Annotated in this window: 18 protein-coding genes; 1 reads left to right on the plus strand and 17 read right to left on the minus strand. The window is 66.7% G+C overall.

Annotated features, from left to right (window positions below):
- The 8 genes from MELE44368_RS24000 to MELE44368_RS24035 all read right to left on the minus strand — a co-directional run bounded on the left by MELE44368_RS24000 (position 1) and on the right by MELE44368_RS24035 (position 8,195).
- Positions 1-798, minus strand: coding sequence for a crotonase/enoyl-CoA hydratase family protein (locus tag MELE44368_RS24000; RefSeq protein ID WP_128110777.1), 798 nt, complete (start codon positions 796-798; stop codon positions 1-3).
- Positions 795-1,940: a thiolase family protein gene (locus MELE44368_RS24005; protein WP_128110778.1), complete on the minus strand. Its 1,146-nt coding sequence runs from the start codon at positions 1,938-1,940 to the stop codon at positions 795-797. The genes MELE44368_RS24000 and MELE44368_RS24005 overlap by 4 nt, the downstream gene beginning before the upstream one ends.
- Positions 1,941-2,055: 115 nt before the next feature.
- Positions 2,056-3,798, minus strand: coding sequence for a DUF3556 domain-containing protein (locus tag MELE44368_RS24010; protein ID WP_128110779.1), 1,743 nt, complete (start codon positions 3,796-3,798; stop codon positions 2,056-2,058).
- A gap of 149 nt (positions 3,799-3,947) precedes the next feature.
- Positions 3,948-4,478 (minus strand): DoxX family protein, encoded by a 531-nt coding sequence (locus tag MELE44368_RS24015; protein WP_128110780.1) that lies wholly within the window; start codon positions 4,476-4,478, stop codon positions 3,948-3,950.
- A 143-nt stretch (positions 4,479-4,621) separates the two neighbouring features.
- Positions 4,622-5,881 (minus strand): WS/DGAT domain-containing protein, encoded by a 1,260-nt coding sequence (locus MELE44368_RS24020; RefSeq protein WP_128110781.1) that lies wholly within the window; start codon positions 5,879-5,881, stop codon positions 4,622-4,624.
- Between the two features lie 3 nt (positions 5,882-5,884).
- Positions 5,885-6,793: an alpha/beta fold hydrolase gene (locus tag MELE44368_RS24025; protein ID WP_128110782.1), complete on the minus strand. Its 909-nt coding sequence runs from the start codon at positions 6,791-6,793 to the stop codon at positions 5,885-5,887.
- Complete coding sequence (locus MELE44368_RS24030) at positions 6,793-7,524, minus strand: Rv1363c family protein (protein WP_409366154.1); 732 nt, start codon at positions 7,522-7,524, stop codon at positions 6,793-6,795. The genes MELE44368_RS24025 and MELE44368_RS24030 overlap by 1 nt, the downstream gene beginning before the upstream one ends.
- The gene (locus MELE44368_RS24035; protein ID WP_128110783.1) at positions 7,521-8,195 is read right to left on the minus strand and encodes an Rv1363c family protein; all 675 of its coding nucleotides are present in this window, start codon (positions 8,193-8,195) and stop codon (positions 7,521-7,523) included. Before MELE44368_RS24035 ends, MELE44368_RS24030 begins: the two co-directional genes overlap by 4 nt.
- A gap of 199 nt (positions 8,196-8,394) precedes the next feature.
- Here MELE44368_RS24035 and MELE44368_RS24040 point away from each other — a divergent pair, with 199 nt between their 5' ends.
- The gene (locus tag MELE44368_RS24040) at positions 8,395-9,186 is read left to right on the plus strand and encodes a FadR/GntR family transcriptional regulator (protein WP_128110784.1); all 792 of its coding nucleotides are present in this window, start codon (positions 8,395-8,397) and stop codon (positions 9,184-9,186) included.
- A gap of 81 nt (positions 9,187-9,267) precedes the next feature.
- Here MELE44368_RS24040 and MELE44368_RS24045 read toward each other — a convergent pair whose 3' ends face one another.
- The 9 genes from MELE44368_RS24045 to MELE44368_RS24085 all read right to left on the minus strand — a co-directional run bounded on the left by MELE44368_RS24045 (position 9,268) and on the right by MELE44368_RS24085 (position 19,408).
- Positions 9,268-10,764: an MCE family protein gene (locus tag MELE44368_RS24045; protein WP_128110785.1), complete on the minus strand. Its 1,497-nt coding sequence runs from the start codon at positions 10,762-10,764 to the stop codon at positions 9,268-9,270.
- 1 nt (position 10,765) lies between these two features.
- Positions 10,766-11,917 carry an MCE family protein gene (locus tag MELE44368_RS24050; protein WP_128110899.1) on the minus strand — a complete coding sequence of 384 codons (1,152 nt, stop codon included), beginning with the start codon at positions 11,915-11,917 and terminating at the stop codon, positions 10,766-10,768.
- Entirely contained in the window at positions 11,917-13,242 is a 1,326-nt protein-coding gene (locus MELE44368_RS24055; protein WP_128110786.1) for a virulence factor Mce family protein, read from the minus strand. The genes MELE44368_RS24050 and MELE44368_RS24055 overlap by 1 nt, the downstream gene beginning before the upstream one ends.
- Positions 13,239-14,591 carry an MCE family protein gene (locus MELE44368_RS24060; protein ID WP_128110787.1) on the minus strand — a complete coding sequence of 451 codons (1,353 nt, stop codon included), beginning with the start codon at positions 14,589-14,591 and terminating at the stop codon, positions 13,239-13,241. Before MELE44368_RS24060 ends, MELE44368_RS24055 begins: the two co-directional genes overlap by 4 nt.
- Positions 14,588-15,619: a virulence factor Mce family protein gene (locus MELE44368_RS24065; RefSeq protein WP_128110900.1), complete on the minus strand. Its 1,032-nt coding sequence runs from the start codon at positions 15,617-15,619 to the stop codon at positions 14,588-14,590. Before MELE44368_RS24065 ends, MELE44368_RS24060 begins: the two co-directional genes overlap by 4 nt.
- 37 nt (positions 15,620-15,656) lie before the next feature.
- Positions 15,657-17,117, minus strand: coding sequence for an MCE family protein (locus MELE44368_RS24070; protein WP_128110901.1), 1,461 nt, complete (start codon positions 17,115-17,117; stop codon positions 15,657-15,659).
- Between the two features lie 2 nt (positions 17,118-17,119).
- A complete protein-coding gene (locus MELE44368_RS24075) occupies positions 17,120-17,974 on the minus strand; it encodes an ABC transporter permease (RefSeq protein ID WP_128110788.1) in 855 nt (284 codons plus the stop codon).
- Positions 17,971-18,738 carry an MlaE family ABC transporter permease gene (locus tag MELE44368_RS24080; protein WP_128110789.1) on the minus strand — a complete coding sequence of 256 codons (768 nt, stop codon included), beginning with the start codon at positions 18,736-18,738 and terminating at the stop codon, positions 17,971-17,973. The genes MELE44368_RS24075 and MELE44368_RS24080 overlap by 4 nt, the downstream gene beginning before the upstream one ends.
- 196 nt (positions 18,739-18,934) lie before the next feature.
- A complete protein-coding gene (locus tag MELE44368_RS24085; RefSeq protein WP_128110790.1) occupies positions 18,935-19,408 on the minus strand; it encodes a VOC family protein in 474 nt (157 codons plus the stop codon).
- Positions 19,409-19,430 lie beyond the last annotated feature (22 nt).

A 19,430-nucleotide genomic window follows, 5' to 3' on the forward strand; every position in this document is an offset into this window, starting at 1 on the left:
TTACTTTGCTTTCCATACGGGCTGGCGCTTCTCGGCGAAGGCCAGCGGTCCTTCTTTGGCGTCCTCGGAGCGGATCACGGTGGCGATCTCGCGCATGGTTCTGGTCCAACCCGGTTCGTCACCGACGATCACTCCGTCGTCGACGCCCATCGCCACGCGCTTACTCGCCCATACCGCGAGCGGTGCGTTGCACTTAATCCGTTCGGCCAGAGCCAATGCCGCGTCGACGGCCGTGCCGTCGGACACGACCTGGTTGATCAGCCCCCACTTCAGCGCGTCGGCCGACGTCATCGGTTCACCGGTGAACAGCAGCTCCATCGCGACCTTGCGGGGCAGATGCTCGACGATCCGGAAAACCCCGCCGGCCGCGGCTATCAGCCCGCGCTTCACCTCCGGCAGACCGAACTGCGCACGTTCCTCCGCCACCACCAGGTCGCTGGCCAGCGCGAGTTCGGTGCCACCGCCCAGCGCAGTGCCGTTGACCGCGGCGATCGTCGGCTTGTCGATGTAATGGCGGACGTAGCCGGCGAAACCCCATTCCGGGTGGTCGGGGTGAAAAAGGTTCTCCCGACGCGAGATCGCCTTGAGATCTGCCCCGGCACAGAACGATTCACCCGCACCGGTGATCACCACCGCACGCACCTCGGAATCGTCCTGCGCCTGCTGCAACGCGTCGCCGACGGCGGTGCTCACCGCGCTGTTGACGGCGTTGCGCGCCTCGGGGCGGTTGATCGTGATCAGCAGGACGTTGCCCCGTCGCACAGCCAGTGCGGCGGGGCCGGCCGCCTCCTGGGTCACAGCAACTCGAGAATGGTGGCGTTGGCCTGGCCGCCGCCCTCGCACATGGTCTGCAGGCCGTACTGGATGTTGTTGTCGCGCATGTGGTACAGCAGCGTGGTCAGGATGCGAGCGCCCGAGCCGCCGAGCGGGTGGCCAAGTGCGATGGCGCCGCCGTTGGGGTTGAGCTTGGCCTCGTCGGCGCCGATGTCCTTCAGCCACGCCAGCGGGACCGGGGCGAACGCCTCGTTGACCTCGAACACGCCGATGTCGTCGACGGACAGGCCCGACTTCTTCAGCGCCTTCTGCGTGGCCGGAATCGGCGCGGTCAGCATGATCACCGGGTCGGCACCGGCCAGCACCGCGGTGTGCACCTTGGCCAGTGGCTTGAGACCCAGTTCCTTGGCCTTCTCGGCCGACATGACCAGCAGCGCGGCCGAGCCGTCGGAGATCTGGCTGGAGTTACCGGCGTGGATCACACCGTCCTCCTTGAACGCCGGCTTGATCCCGGCCATGGACTCGACGGTGCCGCCGCGGCGGATGCCGCCGTCCTCGAGGACAACGTTGCCGTCTTGGTCCTTGATGCCCAAGATCTGGTCCTTGAAGGCACCGGAATCCTGTGCGGCGGCAGCCTTCTCATGTGACCGCAGCGAGAACTCGTCCAGCTGGGTACGGCTGAATCCCCACTGCTCGGCGATCATCTCCGCCCCGATGCCCTGGTTCGGGGTCTGGTTGTAGCGGTTACGGAACGCGTCCGGGTAGGGGTGTCCGCCGTTGGCCAGCGACGAGCCCATCGGGGTCCGCGACATCGACTCGACGCCACCGGCGACCACGACGTCGTAGTGGCCGGCCACCACACCGGCGACGGCGAAGTGCAGCGACTGCTGGCTGGAGCCGCACTGGCGGTCGACGGTGACACCGGGCACGGTCTCCGGCCAGCCGGCGGTCAGCAGCGCAGTGCGGGCGATGTCGAGGGCCTGCTCGCCGGCCTGCATGACGCAGCCCCAGATGACGTCGTCGACCAGGCCCGGGTCCACACCCGCGCGCTCCACTAGACCGTTGAGGACCTGCGCGGACAGCTCCGCCGGATGCACGCCGGACAGGCCGCCGTTGCGCTTGCCGACGGGCGACCGCACTGCCTCGACGATGACGGCTTCAGCCATGACACCACTCCTTTGAAGTCGGATGAATCACCCACAGACGGGGGTCCACCCCCGAACGTAATTGAACAAGGTTTACTAGGTCAACTCACTGGTTGGTCGATGGCAGTGATGCTGGTCAGGACCGGTCGGCGCTGTCCTTCTGCCGCGTCACCTGAACCGGCACCGTGTCATCCCACGGTTGGCGCGTCACCATGTCGGCGACCCGGATGTAGCCCCGCTCGAACTCGCCCGTCGCAGCGTCGACCAACCGGTACTGCTGGGTCTGGCGGTGAATCGGTTGTCCGTCGATCAGCACGACGATGACTTCACCCGGTTCGAAGTGGCAGCGCTTCTGCAGCGCCTCGATGAGTTGTTCGTTGTGCATGTGACCGTCGCCGAAGTTCCAGCCGACCGCGGTGGAGCAGATGCGCTCGCCGTCGGTCAACACGTAGTCGTCCTCGTTGTGTCCGGCCATCGCGCGGTGTGCGAGCGTGAACATCGCGCGGCCGTGGGTGTTGAAGGCGCGGAACGCATATCCCATGTACAGATACATCTGCGCGGTCTCGGGGCTGCCGTAGTAACGCTCCATCTGCGCCTGCGGCATGCTGGCGATCGAAACGATGCCGTTCTCCAGTTTCTCGCTGGCCGAGGGTTTCATGCACCACAGCCCGGTGTCCCAATTGCCGGCGTAGTAGCGCATGCCCGGAAGGAAGGAAACCTTGCGGGGGAACAGGTTTCCCAACACGACGGTGGTTGCGAGGACGGCGAACAACACGATCGGCCACGGGCTCTGCAGATCGCCCAGCCCGATCCCGGCGTGCCCGACGAACAGCGCCAGCACGGAGAACATCATGAAGACGTTCCACTCCAGCGGCACACCCATCGGGATCGCCGACAGGATGCCGAAGTGGAAGCACACCATGACGAATGCGGCGATCGCCGTCGGCCAGCCGCCGTGAGAGAAGAACAGGACGAGCGGAACCAGGCCCTCGATCGCGGTGCTCAGGTGCGCAAGCCAGCGCGAGAGCCGGCCCGGCCGCAGGTCGTCCGGAAAGCGTTCGAAGAACTTGCGTTTGATCCACCGGGGCCGGATCACCGGGTTGTTGCTCATCATCGTCGAGATGACGAACGGGAAGTGCTTGTTGAGCTTCGACGTCGCGGCGCCGAGCCAGATCACCAGCAGGACCAGTTTGGCGGCCAGGATGCTGTCGGCGCCCGCGAACAGGAAACACACCGCCAGCGAGGCATACACCTCACCGCGCGCGGCCAGGAAGATCACCTTGTCGCGCAGGCCCAGCACCGCGAGGATGCCGAGGATCGCCCAGATCTGCCACGTGGGCAGGACGCCCACCGTCGTACCCAGCTCGGGGATCGGACCGGTGCCGTCGGAGAACAGCGCCACGACAAGCATCACCAGCAGCGCGGCGTATAACAGCGCGTCGAACGGGGTGCGCCTGGTGCCTTTGGTCAGCGGGATTCTCTGCGGCCATGGTGGCAGCCGAATCGTGTTGGGCCGCAACCAGTACAGGATCGAGCCCATCGGCGGAAAGAACCGGTTGTTCAGCGGCCCGAACCCGCATCCGAGACCGACCACCTCGAACAGCATCGTGTAGAGCACGACCTTCTCGAAGACGATCGGCTCGGCGTACCAGGAGGTGACGTTGGTGAACCCGTCGATGCCTTTCGTCGTGAGCACGACGAGCCAGGCGCCGAGGATGTAGAGCGCGATCTTGACCACGTAGAACAGGTGCAGCACGACCGGCGTCCCGAAGCCCACCTCGGCCCAGTGCCGGGCCATCGGCACGATCTTCTCGGCGCGGGTGCCCTTGTTCCACTGCTCGTAATCGACGACCGGTGCGTCCTGCTTCAAGAACCCCATGGCTCAAAGACTAGAACGTGTTCTAGCTACGTGGTCCGGGTTCGAGACGACCTCGGTTCGCGACATCTGCGGGAGGTCGTGATTGCGCCGCCGCACAGCCCTGCGGCAGATTTCGCCGCAGGGCGCCCGCGCAGGGCCGCGGTGTCGGGCTACTGGGTCTTGGCCGGTGGACGGTAGAAGATCACCAGCTGGCCGATGCCGCCCGCCAGGCCCAGTCCCAGCGCGATCACCAGACCCCACCATCCGTGCAGCAGGTCAGCGACGCCGGTGTCGCGGAACAGCAGGTAGTCGAGGCTGTACTTGCCCGCCCCGATGGTCGCGACGGCGACCGCCGTGGTCGCCAGGATGAGGTTGTACTCCCAGCCTTCCTTGACGATGAAAAAGCCGTTGGCCCGGTGCACCGTCCAGGCCGCGACCAGCATGAGGGCGACGAAACCCGCGGCGGGAATCGGCGTCAGCAGCCCGACCGCCAGGCCGATTCCGGCCGCCATCTCGGTGGTGGCGGCGACGCGGGCGTGGAAGGTGCCCGGCTTCATGCCGATGCTCTCGAACCAGCCGGCGGTGCCGGGGATGCGCCCGCCGCCGAAGAACTTGTTGTAGCCGTGCGCGGCCATGGTCAAGCCCAGCACCACACGCAGGAACAGCAACCCGAAGTCCAGGGCCGAGTCGTAAGCAGTCATGTAACAGAATTTAGGCCATGTGTTAAGCAACCACCACGCCCCACCACCGTGCACGCTCGCTCGAAACCGACGCAACGGTCGATCGCACGCGGGAAAACCAGCCAAAACGTCGGTTTGGGCGCTGAAGATCCCTCTAAGACTTGTCAGCGCGCTGTCAGGGCCGCCGACAATCGGTCGACGTAGGCGTCGATATCGCCGATCGCCGACTCGGCGGCGTGCACGCTGATCGCGATGGTGTCGCCGATGCCGTGAACGCCGTGGGTGACACCCATCATCGGCGACAGGGCGGGATAACCGGCCGTCAGCATCACCGGCGCATCGCCGAAGCGCAGGTCGGCGGCGCCGCGGTTGACGCTGGACACCACGGTGTTGCCGGTGACCGTCGGCGAGCGCAGCGTCGGATCGAATTGCGCCACCCCCCAACGCAGCAGCGGGGCCGGCACCGCGGCCGACGCGCGGCTTGCCGCCAGCATCGCCGGATGCGCGGCGCGACGACGGCGGTGGTCCAGTTCCTCGGCGATCCGTGCCGCCCGCTCGGCGTAGCCCAGCTCCGGATGCAGGTCGACGCCGACGTTGCCGAAGTGGTTGTGCGCCGCCCGCATCCCCGCCTTGGCCATCGGCACTTCGGCGCCCAACCGGGACGGGTCGTCGCCGAGCTCGCGCAGATGCGCTGACAGCGCCGCCGACACGGCCGCCAGTACCGCGACCGTCACCGTCGGCCCCGGAAGCTGCGCACGGCGCCGGATCACCGTACGAACGCCCCGCACGCCGTCGGGTCGCGCATTGCTGCGCAGTGCCGGACGTGAATCCGCCTGTGGGGCAACCAGTCCGGCATCGGTGTCACGGACCAGCCGGCGATGTGCTCGCGCGGCGAGGTACGCACGCCACGGCAGCGTGACGCTCTGCCATGCCGGCCGAGACGGAACCGCGGACACCGTGCCGACCCGTCCGAACAGCAGCGCCGCCAAGGCCGATGACCGAACGCCGTCGCCCAGCACGTGCGCGGCCTGCAACACCGCCACCGTCGCCACGCCGCCGTCGACCGGGCCGGATACGCCGGGAAAGACGTGCAGCCGCCAGGCCATGGTCCGCGGGTCCAGCTGTTCGGCTGCGAGCCCGGCCACCGCGGCCAGGCAGTCGCGCCAGCCACCGGGAGGGTCGTGCACCACGAACTGCGCGGCGGCGACCTCGCCGCTGACCCATTCGGGATAGCCGAGGGCGCGGTCGCGCACCCGCAGTCGCAGTTCCGGGCAACCGTCGGCCCGCGCACGGATCTCGCCCACCGCGCGGGCCATATCCGAAGGCGCACCGGCGAACCCGTACAGCAGGAACTGATCGCTGGGGATCTTCGCCGACATCCAGTATGTCTGCGCGTCGACCGCGGCGAGGTTCCTGGCGGTCATCGGCTAGCCGGACGGGCGCCCTATGAAGTCGACGATATGGCGCGCCACCGCGTCGGGCTGTTCCAGCTGCAGGAAATGGCCCGCGCGTTCGACCAAACCCACCGCGCTGCCCTCGGGCAACACGCGTTCGACCCAGTGCGCGTAATCGGCTGAGGCGCAACCATCATCGAGTCCGTGCAGGTACAACGTCGGCAGCCGCGGCGCGGACAGCCAGTGCTGGTGCAACTCGGCGTACTGCGCGGGTGGCTTGGTGTTGCGCACCGCGGCGCGGTAGTACCCGAGCGCCGCGCGCCACCGGTCCGGGGCGCCGATGGCCTCCTCGACGTGGCGCACATCCTCGTCGGCCCGGTACCCGGGTGACCACTGCCGCCACAGCCTCGGCACCACCCACGAGGCGGAGCGCTCCGGGAGCCATGGTAATTGGAAGTACATGATGTACCAGCTTCGCAGCAGCTGGCGGGGTATCTGCGCGGCCAGACGGCCGGCGTCCGGCACCTTGCCCAGCGGCTGGAACGACGCCGGCATCGGTACCGACATGATCACGGCCTTGGTGAACGGGCTGTCAGGCATCGCCGCCAGCCCGGCGCCGGCGATCGCGCCCCAGTCGTGCCCGATGAACACGTCACGGCCGGTCGGCCCGGCGGCGTCGAGCACCCGAAGCGCGTCGTCCATCAGCGCGCCGATGTGGTAGCTGCCGTCCGAGGCCAACGAGGACGGCGCGTAGCCGCGCATGAACGGCGCCACCACCCGCCAGCCCGCATCCACCAGCAGCGGCGCGACGTTGCGCCACCCGTGGGCGGTGTCGGGAAAGCCGTGCAGGCACAGCGCGATCGGCGCGTCCGACGGCCCCCACGTCAGCGTGCGCAGCGTGACTCCGGGCGCCGCCACGTCGAAGAAGCCGGGCTCCTCCACTAGACGGGGTCGAACTGCGAGATCAGCCAGCGGTCGCCGACCTTGTCCAACCCGACGCGCACGCTCGACGCCGTGTCGGTGGGAGCGTCCTGGCCGACGACGACCGTCTGGTTGACGAACACCAGCACCTCGGCGTGGTTCGGGTCGGCCGACACCGAAGCGGCCGCGGGGACCGTGGCCACCGCGGAGATCTGCTTCTCCTTGGCGCCCGGGATCACCACGTCGTTGATCAGCGACGTGTAGGACTCACGGAACTCCCCGGTCAGCAGATCGCGCGCGTCGTTGAGCTGTTGGTCGACGGTGTCGGGCTTGTAGGACAGCATCGCGATGGTGCTGTCTTTGGCCGTCTGCACCGACTCGATGCGGGCGGTCTCGGCGGTGGCGATCGAATCGTGCTGCCACTTGAAGAAGCCCGCGGCCATGGCGAGCACCAAGGCGATCCCGGGGAGCACGCCGTAGGCCAGGACGCGTGACCAGTTGATCGGTCGCCTGTCCTTCGCGACGGCTTCCGTCTCGTCGGTCTCTTCGGACTGTTCGGTCTCTTCGGCGCCTTCGGGCTCCTCGGCCGCAACCGCCTCCTCGGCGGTTTCCGTCTCCTCCGCTGCCATCGTCTCCTCCGCGGCTTCGGTGCCGGCGGCGTCCTGGGTCTCGGTCGTGGCCTCCGGCTCGTCGACCTTCTCCTCGGCGGCCCCGGTGCTGTCGCTGCCCTTGGGCAGCCTGTGCCGGCTCACGGTACGAACTCCACGTTGGACACCTTTGCTTCGTCGTCGATCTTCTGCACCGTGATGCGCATCCGCCATGCCCGTGGCTGCTGCTCCGGTGCGCCCGCGTTGCTCGTGTTGACGGTCACCGCCACCAGCACCTGGCCCTCGTTCCCGGATTCTGACTCCAGGCCCGCCGCGGTGACTTCGCCCTCGGACTTCGACTGTGCCTGCTTGACGACCTCGATGAACGGCTGCGACCGCTGCTGGAAGTCGTCGTAGAACGTGCCGGTCGCCGAGTCAAGGATGCGCTGCACGTCGGCCTCGGCCTGCTCCCAGTTGATCGTCGTGAGGTTCAGCGCACCCTGCCGGCCCACCTGCACGAACAGATTGCGCAGATCCTCGGCCTGCTTCGCCTGATAGGCCTGGTAGCCCTGCCACCCGGCCAGTCCGCCCAGCCCCAGGACGAGAACGACACCGAGGATCGTCGCCAACCGCACGTGGGATATGCGCGGCTTGGTGTCGGTTTTCTCATCGGCTTCGTCGGGCTGCCCGGCGGCGTCATCCTCGCCGGCCGCGGCGTCGTAGTCCTCCCCCTCCTCGCCGACGTCGCTGTCGACCTTCACCGAGGTCTCTTCGCCTGGTTCATCCGGCGTCGAATCGTCCGGTTCCCCGGCAGTGGGGTTCGCGTCGTCTGGCATTGGTTCCTCTGCGGGCGTGGTCGGGGGTGGGCGGGTCGCGTCCAACTTACGTGCTCGGACACCATATCGTCGGAGCCAGGTGGTCCAGGGACATCACTACCAAATCGGGTTCCGGTTTCCACCCGTTTGCGGCAAACCGCGCTCCCCGAACCGACATGGTTTACTGAGTGTGATAACTGAGCACCGAGGAGGGACCACGGTGTCACGACGTGAACCGCTCGCGCCGATGATTTCGCCCGATGTGGCGCCGGGGGCCGTCCGGTCGCCCAAGACGGCCGAACTGGTGGCGCGGACACTTCGACGCATGGTCGTCGAGGGCCAGTTGAAAGACGGTGACTTCCTGCCGCACGAAGCCGAACTGATGGCCCATTTCCAGGTCAGCCGACCGACCTTGCGCGAAGCGGTCCGCGTGCTGGAATCCGAACGGCTCGTCGAGGTGCGTCGCGGCTCACGCACGGGCGCCCGGGTCCGGGTCCCGGGAGCGGAGATCGTCGCGCGCCCCGCCGCGTTGCTGCTCGCCTTGTCCGGCACCACGCTCGCCGACGTGTTGACGGCGCGCACGGCGATCGAGCCGCCGGCGGCCAAGCTGCTCGCCCAGGACGGCACCGCCGAGGCGCACCCTGAACTGCGGGAGCTGGTCGAGGACATACCGCGGGCGTGGAAAGCCGGCACGTTGGCGACGGCCACGGCACGCCTGCACCGTCGCATGGTCGAACTCTCGGGCAATGCGACGCTCGGCATGATCGCGGGCATGCTGCACGAGATCGATGAAAGACACACCGCGGCAGCACTTCTCGGAGCCGACAACAAGGCCGTGATCTCCGAGGCGGAGTTCTCGAAGATGCTCAAGTCCTACCGCAAGCTGGCCGATCTGGTGGAAGCCCGCAAGGGCGACGCGGCGGAGTCGCACTGGCGCAGGCATATGGAGGTGGCCGGTGCGGCGATGCTTCGGGGCCACGAGAAGACCCGCGTCCGCGACATCATGGACTGACCGACCGACCGCGAGTGTGCGCCCATGTCACGCTCTGGCGCCGATCACCGTGACGCAACCCCACACTCGGGCGCGATCGCGTCACTGCCCAGGCGGCACCAGCAGCGACTGCCACGTCTGCTCCGACCCGTCCCGCGCCAGGTTGGACTGCGTGTAGACGCGGCCATCCGGACCGACGTACTTCCCGGACGCCGGGTCGTATTCGGCGGCCGCGACCGGCAGCGGCGGCGTACCGGGCGGAGGGGGCGTGACGGCGACCGGAACATCCGGCGGCACATGCGGAATGGGCTGGCCGGACAGCGTCGCGTTGGGGTCGCCCTTCCAGTTGTAGCCGTCGTTGAGCGGCACGTACTGCTCATCGCTCTCGCACATCTGCCACGTCGGGGCGCGCTTGCCCGGGACGGTCACGCACGGCAGGTTGCGGGCGCCACGCACGTTGAACGGCGCATCCTGCGGTGTTCGGCAGTACAGGTCGCCCGTCGGTCGGTCCGGGTAGTCCTCGAAGACCGGCACCCGCTGCTGCTGGGCCGGCAGGAACCCCGTCATGCACGGCGGCGGCAGGTTCTGCGGCGGCAGCGGCAGCGGAGCCGGGAGGGCAGGCAGGATCGCGTTCAGGTTGAAGATCAACGCATCACCCATGTAGTCCTGCTTGGTGCCGCGCTTGTGCACACCCACGGCCTGCGTGACCGCGGTGCCCTGCGGCAACAACACCAGAAACTGCTCGAGGCTCGGCTGATACGCCAGCGCGACCTCGCCGAGGCTGACCAGGTTGGCCAGCACGATCGGCAGCGTCGGCTGCAGCCGGTCGAACAGGGCGCGCACCTCGTCGGCGGCCCCCGGCCCCTTGGCCAGAATTCCTCTCACAGCCGGATCCTGGTTCTGCAGTTGACCGCTGATGTCCGCCAGATTCGCCGCCCACGCCTGAATCGAGCCTGCGGTGTCGGTCTGGGTGTCGAGCACCGGCTTGGACTGATCGATGAGCGTGAGCAGTGGGTCGAGGTTCTCCCGGGCGTCGACGGCCAGTTCGGCGCTGCCGGTGACCAGGCGGCGCAACTCGGGCCCGAGCCCGCCCACCGCGATATACGCCTCGTCTACGACGGTCCTCAGGTTCTCCTGCGGAATCGCCTGTAGGCCGCGCGCCGTATCGTCGAGGACCGCATTGATATCCGTCGGAACCCTGGTGCGGCCCAACGGGATCACGTCGCCGTCCTTGAGCTCCGGACCTTCGCCGCTACGCGGGAGCAACTGGACGTACTGCTCGCCGACGGCGGACACGCTGTGCACCTCGGCTTCGAGGTCGGCGGGAATCCGGATGCCCGAGTCCAGCGAAAGCACTGCTGCGACACCGGTGTCGGACAACTCGACGCTTTTCACCTGACCGACCTGCACACCGCGGTAGGTGACGTTGCTCCTCGGATACAGCCCGCCCGTCTCCGGTAATTCGACGGTGACACGGTACTGACCGACGCCGAGGAGGGTGGGGAGCCGCATGTATCCGAAGACCATGATGCCCAACGCGAGGATCGCGATGGCCGAGAAAATCGCCATCTGGATGAGAATCCGCCGGGTCATTCGCATGCTACGGCCCCTGATCCCAGCGGTACGGAGCGACCAACGGGTTGCCGCCTGGTGGCGGCACGTTGTGGTTGCACGGGCTGGGGAACTGGCCGACGGTCCGTCCCCATTGCAGCTCCAACCAGGTCAGGTTGCACTCGAACCGCGTTCCGGTGAAGATCGCCGAATCGATTCTGCTCAACGTCAGGTCGACGACCAACGTCAGGTTCGCGTAGTCGCCGCGCATCCAATTGAGCAATGTCTCCTTGGGGAACGGGAAGGTTGGTAGGAAGCTCAGCGCACGGGTCAGCGCGGGACCGGCGTCGGCCAGTTCCTCCAGCACCACGCCGAGGTCCTTGAGCTCTTGCACCAGAGCCTCTTTGGTTTGGTTGACCGAGTCGGCGGCCAGCGCGCTGAACCGGCCGAGCTGGGTCAGCACCTCGGCCAGGTTCTGCCGCTGATCCCTGAGCACGGCCAGAGCATCGGGAACGGTCCGAAGGGCCTTGTCCACCACCGGCTTCTGCTCGGCGATCTGACCCATCAGATTGTTCAGGCTCTCGGTGGCGTCGATGATGTCCTGCTTCTGGTCATCGAGGTGGCCGATCGCGATGTCGAGCTGCTCGATGAGGCTGCGCAGGTCGTTCTCGCGGCCGGTGAACGCGACGCTCAGGGCCTCGGTGATGTCGTGGATGTTGCCGATCCCGCCCCCGTTGAGCAGCAGCGCGACGGCGGCCAGCGCCTGCTCGGTACTCGGGTACGCGCTCGAGGACTCCAAGGGGATCAGCGAGCCCTCTTTCAGCTTGCCGACCGGCGGAACGTCGGTCGGCGGCGCCAATTCGATGTGCAGAGAACCCAACAGGCTGGTCAACCCGAGGCTGGCCGTCGCATTCGCGGGCAGCTCGACGTCACCGTTGAGTTCCATCGTCACCAGCGCATGCCAGCCCTGGCGTTCGATCTTCCGCACGGTGCCGACGTTCACATCCCCGACGCGGACACGGGAGTTCGGCTCGATGTTGTCCACGTCGGGCATCTGAGCCTGGATCGTGAACGCACCCGGCCCGGTGCCCTTGACGCCCGGCAACGGAAGCGAATTCAAGCCCTGCCAGTCGGAGCAACCGGACAACAGCCCGGCCGCCACGAGCACGACCGCTGCCCTACGAAAGATCCTGCGCCGCATCATCGTCCGACTCCCTGAGGCACCATCAGCCCGTGCAGACCGTCGGCCGGATTCGGGGTGATCGGCGCCTCCGCCGGCAGCGGTGGGCCTGCGGCCGGCGGCGGTGCCGCTAAACCTGAGGCCTGCGGCGGTGCAGCGGCCGGAACAGGTTGCGGCGGAATGTAATCGGGCCGCAGCCAGTCCTCGCTGTAGGTCAGCTCGTTCGGTCGTGTCGTGGCACCGGAGAAGACGTTCTGCATGATGGGCAGGAAGTTGTACTGGCGGTTCTTCACGATCGGCGCCAGATACTGCACGCACAGCTTGGCCGACTGCTCGGCACCCAGCCGGGACGCCGCCTGAATTGCGCCGCACAGGAACGAGATCGGGTTGGCGAAGTTGTTGAGCATCGGCAGGCTGCTCACCGCGCCCTGGGCGGGTTGCCAGGTGTTGACGTAGTTCTGCAGCGTGTTGGGCGCCACGTGCAGGAACTGCTTGACGTCGGCGAGGCTGTCGGTCAGCGCCTGGGTCACCCCGGCCAACTTGTCCGACGTGGTGCCAAGCGCTTCGCGGTTGTCGGCGACGAATGTCTGGACTTCTCCGACCACGTTGTTGAGGTCGCGCAGCGCGTCGGCGACTTCGTTGGGATCGTTGGCGAGCAGTCCGGTCACGCTCGCGAGGTTCTGGTTGAGCTGGCGCATCACGTCGGTGCTGTCCTGCAGCGCCGAAACCAGGGTCGCGAGATTCTTGACCGTGGAGAAAATGTCGGTGCCGTGATCGCCCAGGGCTGTCACCGCTTGCGACAGCTTGATGACGGTATCCCTGATGTTGGCGCCTTCACCACGCAGGTTGTCGGCAGTGGTGTTGATGACCGACCCCAACGGGCTCACGTCTCCCGGCTCGGTGGGCTGCAGGGTCTCGGCGAGCCGCTCCAACTGCTGTCGGACCTCGTCCCACTCCACCGGAACGGCGGTGCGCTCCTGCGGGATGACCGTGTCGTCGTGCATCACCGGTCCTCCGGTGTAGGGCGGGGTCAGCTGAATGGCGCGCGCGGTCACCAGCGTCGGCGACAGGATCGCCGCCTTGGCGTCGGCCGGCACCTTGTACTTGCTGTCGTACCAGAACGAGATCCTGACCCGCTCGGGTTGCGGTTCGATCGATTCGATCCTGCCAACGGGCACGCCGACGATGGTGACGTCATCGCCGGGGTAGATGCCGTTGGCGTTGTCGAAGTAGGCGACGACGTGTGTGCGGTTGATCCGTTCGGTGTTGCGAAACACCACGATTGCACCGCCCGCCAGTATCACGACCAGCGCGACGGCCAACAGGTTTCGGGCGGAGCGCGTCATCGTCCGGCCTCCGCGGGTGCAAGGTGGGCGACCGCGCCGGGAGCGGGTACTGCAACCGGAGACGGCGTCGGGTCCGGTGTCGACTGCAGACCCGGCGGTGCGTCGGCGGGCGGTCCCGGCGGCGGCCCGCCGGGGGGCGGCGCCGGCGGCGGCTCGCGGTACGGATAGCAGCCGGGGCCGGGCAACGGCAGCCCTGGCAACCCACACGCCTGATCGCCCGGATTGCCGGTGATGGCGTCGGGGACCGTCAGCCGCGGTTCGCCGCCTTGACCTGTCCGCGGGAACGGCACCGGCAGTGCCGGTGTTCCCGGCTGACCGACCTGCGGATCGCTGAGTTCCGATGGCAGCTTCACGTTGGGATCCAGGCCGAGGTCGGAGAACGCGGCGTCGATGAACGGCTGCAGGAATTGGCCCGGCAGCAGGTTGGCGACGTAGTTCTTGAAAAACGGCCCGCTCGACACCGATTCGCCCAGTGACATCACGTAGTCGGTCAGCAACTCGAGCGACTTCTGCAGGCGTTCCTTGCGGTTGTCGATGATCGTCAGCACGCCGTTGAGCTTGTCCAGGGCGGGTCGCAGGGTTTCGCGGTTCTCGCCGATGAAACCCTGCAACTGCCCGCTGAGCGCCGAGATGTTGCCGGAGACCTCATCCAGTGCGGCGCTTTGGTTTTCCAGCTCGGCCAGCAGCGCGTTGGTATCGGCGACCAGACTCACGATCTGGTTGCTGCGTTCCGCCAGCACCGTGGTGGCCTTGCTGGCGTTGCCGAGCAGACCTCGCAGCTGCGCATCACGTTCGTTCAGCGTGTCGGAGAACCGCGCCACCCCCTCGATCGCGATCTTCAGTTCCGGCGGCGTGTCGGAGAATGTCGCCGACAGCACCCTCAGCGAATCCGACAACTGGTTGGTGTTCAGGCCGCTGATCGTCGCGGCCAATTCTCCCAGTGCATCAGGGAGTTCATAGGGCGACGTCGTGCGTTCGAGCGGGATCGTGCCCTCTTGCCGTCCGTCACCGCGGGAGGTGACCTCGAGGATCTTGGTGCCCAGCAGGCCCTCGGTCTTGATCGCCGCCTCGGTGCGATCGCCCAGCCGGATGTCGCTGTCGACGGTGAACGTCACCAGGGCGTGCGGCCCGTCCAATTCGACGGACTTCACCTGGCCGACCTCGAATCCCGAAACACGTACGGCCTTACCGGCTTGCAGCCCGCCCACCTCGGCGAAGTAGGCCGAGTACTCGGTGCCCTGCAGGAACGGCAGCCTTTCGTAGTTCAACGACCCGAGCACGATGCCGATCGTCAACGCCAGCCCGACGGCACCGATGACGGTCTGATTCCGTTCAGAGAAGGACTTCACCTCGGCGCACACCTCCCGGTGGACTGCCCGGCGACTTTCACATAGACCGGTTGGCCGCCCTTGCCGTTGAGCTTGAGCACGATGTCACAGAGATAGAAGTTGAAGAAGTCGCCGTAGAGCCCCTGTCGCGCGAGCGCTTGATGGGCCTCCGGCAGAGTGTTCAGCAGGTTGTCGAAGTACTCGTGGTCAGCCACCACGATTCCGGCCGCGCGGTCGGTCTCCTGGACCGTCTTGCTGAACGGTGGACGAGCCTGGTCCAAGAGATCCGCGACCGTTCCGGCCGCTTCGTTGGTGTACGCCAGCCCGTTGCTGATGTCCTCTCGGCGCTCCGCCAGCGTTCCCACCAGTTCGTTGAGCGCGTCGACCGCCTTCGCGAACTGCTCGTTCTGGTCGCCGAGGGATCCCAGCACCACGTTGAGGTTGACGATGACATCTCCGATCAGTCGGTCACGGTCGGCCAGAGTCGTTGTCAGCGCCGCGGTCTGGGCGAGGAACGAATTGATCGTCGCGCCCTGGCCCTGCAGGGCCTGGATCAGCTGACCCGACAGCGCGTTGACCTGATCGGGATCCAGCGCCCGGAACAGCGGCCGGAATCCGCCGATCAGCGCGTCGAGGTCGAGCGCAGGAGACGTGCGGGCGAAGGGAATCGTGCCGCCGGGCTCGAGTCTCTTGGTTGCGCCGGCGCCTTCCTCGAGTGCCAGGTAGCGGCCGCCGATGAGGTCGTCGTATCGGATGACGGCCCTGCTGCCCTCGGTCAGCACCACCGACTCGTCCGCGGTGAATTCAACCCGGGCGGTCGTATCGGGTTGGATGGCAACGCTTTCGACGCTGCCGACCTCGACGCCGGCGATGCGGACGAAGTCGCCGTTCTCCAAACCGGTGACGTTGGTGAACTCGGCGACATAACTGTTGGCGGCTTCCCCGAAACGCATCTCGCCGAAGACCGCGAACAATCCGAACACGCCGAGCAGGCACACAGCCAAGAACACGCCGAGACGCACCGCGTCTCGTCGAACCCTGGCGTTCATGCTGGACATGGCGTGTCACCTCTCATCGCGGCGTGGCTCATCCGAACGGCGGACCGGGTCGCGCCGGGGTCGGCAAGGGTGTCGGTCGTAGGGGCGTGGGCTGCATCTGCGCGGGCGAATGAACGATGAACGGTTCCGAACCCGGCGTCGGGCCCGGATCCCGCGGCGCCATCGGCGGCGGTGCGGCCGGCAGGCCCGGCCACAGCGGGGTGCCGTCGTCTGCGTACAGGTCCGCACCGTAAGCCGGAGCCCCCGGGTACGGGATCGGACCTATCGCGGGTCCGCCGAAGAGGTTGCGGACGCTCGGCGGTTCGGGCACAGCCCGGGTCGTCGGCAGGTAGTTGGCGTACCCGGGGAAGCCGATGCCGGGATTGGGCCGCCAGTCGAGTCCGGTACCGAACCCGGTGTTCGTGACGAGATTTCGCACCGGCCAGTTCTCCGCGACGACGGGTAGCGAACCGCAACTGGGTTTGCCGCCCGGTCCGCCCTTGGCGCCGATGATCGGCAGGTGATTGGGGTACCGGTACGAGTCGTCGCCGATGCCCAGTGCCACGTCCAACACCAGCGTCCGGCCGTTACCCCCCGGCCCGTCGTACCCACCGTGGTCCAGCAGGTGCTTGGCGCCGGTCAGCAGGCAGGTGTACTCCGGGCTGTACTTGTGCAGCAGGTTCGTCGTCGGTTCGAGCACGTTGATGGACTTGATCAGGTTCGCCTGGTTCGGCGCCAGCAGGTTGATCCCACTGTTGGAAAGTCCAATGGTGGCCAGCAGCAACGCATCCAATTGGCTGGCCTGGCCGGTGATCGTGGTACTTGTGGTGCTGAGCGCATCGAGGGTGGTCAGGATGTCTTGTGCGGCAGCGCTGTACGTGTCGTTGAAGTCCCGCAGCGCACGCAGGTCGGCGGTCACCGTTTCGTAGCGCGGATTGACCTCGAGCAGAACCTGATTCGCGGCGGTGGTGGCCTCACCGATCAGCTCGCCCTGCCCTCGGACGCCCTCGGCGAGCGCGGACAGGGTGCTGTTGAGCTTGGCCGGGTCGATCTGTTCGAGCACCCCGACGACGTTCTGGAACACCGTGTTGGCTTCGACGGTGACATTGCGCGACTGGATCACCTGACCGGCCGCCAGCCGCTGCGGGCTGGGATCGTCGGGATAGATCAGGTCGACGAACTTGGCGCCGAACACCGTCGTCGCCCTGATCTGCGCCTCGATGTTCGATGGGATGTACTTGATCTTGTTCTTGTCGATCTCCAGTTGCAGCGCGACGGGTTCGCTGCCGCCCTGAATCGCCGACACCCGCCCCACCTGGACTCCGCGCAGCTTGACCTTCGCGTTCGGGTCCATCACCAGGCCCGACCGGTCGGAGGTCAACGTGACGGTCTCGGTCGATTTGTAGGTGCCGAGGAATAGCACATACGTCGCCCAGAGGGCGACCGCGATGAGCACGACCAAGAACAACGTCCACCACGCTGGGTGCAGGCCTTCGTCTCTTTCCTCCATCGTCACCCGGCCAGGTTGAAGTTGCCGGATTGGCCATACACCGCAAGCGAGAGCATCACCAGAACGAATGCCGAGACGATCAGCGATGTGCGCACCGCGCGGCCGACGGCCTCCCCCACCCCCGCCGGGCCGCCTCGTGCGGTGAACCCGTAGTAGGTGTGCACGAGCATGATCACCACTGACAACGCGATGCATTGGCCGAACGACCACATCAAGTCGGTCGGGTTGAGGAACGTTCGGAAGTAGTGGTCGTAGACACCCGTCGACTGACCGTAGAGAACGGTGGTTCCGAAGCGTGCCGCCCAGAACGCCATCAGCACACCCACGCAGTACAGCGGGATCACCACGAGGAAGCCGGCAATGACCCGGGTGGACGCGAGGAACGCGATGCTGCGTATGCCCATCACCTCGAGCGCGTCGATCTCCTCGTTGATGCGCATGGCGCCGAGTTGGGCGGTGGCTCCCGCGCCGATGGTGGCCGACAGCGCGATCGCCGTCGTGGCCGGTGCGATCAGGCGCACATTGAAGTAGGCCGACACGAATCCCGTCAACGCCTCCACGCCGATTTCGGAGAAGTCGCTGTAGCCCTGCACCGCCACCAGCGCACCGGTCGTCACGGTCAAGAAGCCGACGATCGCGACGGTGCCTCCGATGATGATGAGCGCTCCCGCACCGAGACCCATCTGAGCGATGATCCGAATCAGCTCGACCTGATAATGGATCAAGACGTAATGCATGCTGCGCAGCGTGCGCCCGTAGAACTTGGTTTGCATGCCGATGCGGTTCCAGGGGTCGGCCACACTCCGGAACCGGGCCTTCAGCCACGGGAACTGGGAATGCGGCCGCGACACCGTCATAGCGTGATCTTGATCGCTACGGCCGTTGCGACGATGTTGATCGCGAACAGCGCCATGAAGGTGAACACCACGGTTTCGTTCACTGCGTTACCGACACCTGCCGGCCCCCCGCGCACGGAGATTCCCTTGTAGCAGGCGATCAGACCGGCGGAAAGCCCGAACAACGCGGCCTTCACCAACGCGATCGTCACGTCGGCGGCCCCGATGATCAGCGTCAGGCCGGCGGCGAAGGCACCCGGCGAGACGTTCTGAATGTAGACGACAAAGAAGTACGCGCCGGACAGGCCGACGAGAATCACGGTGGCGGACAGCGCCAGCGACACTATGGTGGCCGCCAGCACCCGCGGAACCACAAGGGCCTGAATGGGATTGACCCCCATCACCCGTAGCGCGTCGAGCTCCTCACGAATTGTCCGAGCACCCAGATCCGCGCACATCGCGGTGGCGCCGGCGCCGGCGACCACCAAGACCGTCACGATGGGGCCGATCTGCCGGACGGTGCCGAGGGCCGCGCCGGTACCGGAGAAATCGGCGGCACCGATCTCGCTGAGCAGGATGGTTTCGATGAAGGTCAGCAGAACCGTATACGGGATGGTCAATAACAGCGTTGGCACGATGGACACGCGGGCGACGAACCACGCCTGGGAGATGAGCTCGCGCCACGCGAAGGGCGGCTTGAACATCAAGACGAAGGTGTCGAGCGCCATCGAATAGAAGCCGCCGAACGCGGCAACGGGTTTGGCAATTGCGGTGGAGGCGACCATCAATCAGATCTCGTCCCGATGCACTGACCTGCCATAGGTCGCCAACCTTCCTCGACACCAACAAACCCGCGCCTGTGACTGGCTGTGGCGCAAGGGTACACAGGGTAGGACGCGGGGAACCGGATATCGCGAATATGCGATTGGGCCAACGTGCCACCACGACGCGGGCGAGTATTGCCAATAACGGAGCGTCAGGCTATCCGTCGCGCACAGCGGCTTCCAAATCGGCGATGACGATCTTGCGCATGCCGAGCATGGCGGCGGTCGCCGCGGCCGCGCGGGCTGGATCGGGGTCGTCGAGCAGCTCGTGAAGTCGCTCCGGGAGGATTTGCCAGCTGAGGCCGTAACGGTCCTTGAGCCAGCCGCATTGCGACTCCTCGCCGCCCTCGGTCAACCGGTTCCAGTAGTGGTCGACCTCTTGCTGGTCTCGGCACATGACGACGAAGGACACCGCCTCGGTGAAGCGGAACTGCGGCCCACCGTTGATGCCGATGAACCGGTTGCCGTCGAGCACGAAGATGGCCGAAACCACCTCGCCAGGCGTGCCGGGCCCGGCGTCGGTGTATCGGTTGACCTTCTCGATCGATGAGTTGGGGAAGACCGAGACGTAGAACTGCGCGGCCTCTTCGAGGTTGTTGTCGAACCAGAGGGACGGTGTGATCGTCGGCATGCCGGTACAGACCGCTGATGCG

It is taken from the genome of Mycolicibacterium elephantis DSM 44368 (assembly GCF_004014805.1).
GTDB classification, from domain to species: domain Bacteria; phylum Actinomycetota; class Actinomycetes; order Mycobacteriales; family Mycobacteriaceae; genus Mycobacterium; species Mycobacterium elephantis.

What these genes read in the sequence shown, in the direction of transcription:
- MELE44368_RS24005 (WP_128110778.1), bottom strand. Translation starts at nt 1,940, where the DNA reads ATGGCTGAAGCCGTCATCGTCGAGGCAGTGCGGTCGCCCGTCGGCAAG.
- MELE44368_RS24010 (WP_128110779.1), bottom strand. Translation starts at nt 3,798, where the DNA reads ATGGGGTTCTTGAAGCAGGACGCACCGGTCGTCGATTACGAGCAGTGG.
- MELE44368_RS24015 (WP_128110780.1), bottom strand. Translation starts at nt 4,478, where the DNA reads ATGACTGCTTACGACTCGGCCCTGGACTTCGGGTTGCTGTTCCTGCGT.
- MELE44368_RS24020 (WP_128110781.1), bottom strand. Translation starts at nt 5,881, where the DNA reads ATGACCGCCAGGAACCTCGCCGCGGTCGACGCGCAGACATACTGGATG.
- MELE44368_RS24035 (WP_128110783.1), bottom strand. Translation starts at nt 8,195, where the DNA reads ATGCCAGACGACGCGAACCCCACTGCCGGGGAACCGGACGATTCGACG.
- MELE44368_RS24045 (WP_128110785.1), bottom strand. Translation starts at nt 10,764, where the DNA reads ATGCGAATGACCCGGCGGATTCTCATCCAGATGGCGATTTTCTCGGCC.
- MELE44368_RS24050 (WP_128110899.1), bottom strand. Translation starts at nt 11,917, where the DNA reads ATGCGGCGCAGGATCTTTCGTAGGGCAGCGGTCGTGCTCGTGGCGGCC.
- MELE44368_RS24055 (WP_128110786.1), bottom strand. Translation starts at nt 13,242, where the DNA reads ATGACGCGCTCCGCCCGAAACCTGTTGGCCGTCGCGCTGGTCGTGATA.
- MELE44368_RS24065 (WP_128110900.1), bottom strand. Translation starts at nt 15,619, where the DNA reads ATGAACGCCAGGGTTCGACGAGACGCGGTGCGTCTCGGCGTGTTCTTG.
- MELE44368_RS24070 (WP_128110901.1), bottom strand. Translation starts at nt 17,117, where the DNA reads ATGGAGGAAAGAGACGAAGGCCTGCACCCAGCGTGGTGGACGTTGTTC.
- MELE44368_RS24075 (WP_128110788.1), bottom strand. Translation starts at nt 17,974, where the DNA reads ATGACGGTGTCGCGGCCGCATTCCCAGTTCCCGTGGCTGAAGGCCCGG.
- MELE44368_RS24080 (WP_128110789.1), bottom strand. Translation starts at nt 18,738, where the DNA reads ATGGTCGCCTCCACCGCAATTGCCAAACCCGTTGCCGCGTTCGGCGGC.
- MELE44368_RS24085 (WP_128110790.1), bottom strand. Translation starts at nt 19,408, where the DNA reads ATGCCGACGATCACACCGTCCCTCTGGTTCGACAACAACCTCGAAGAG.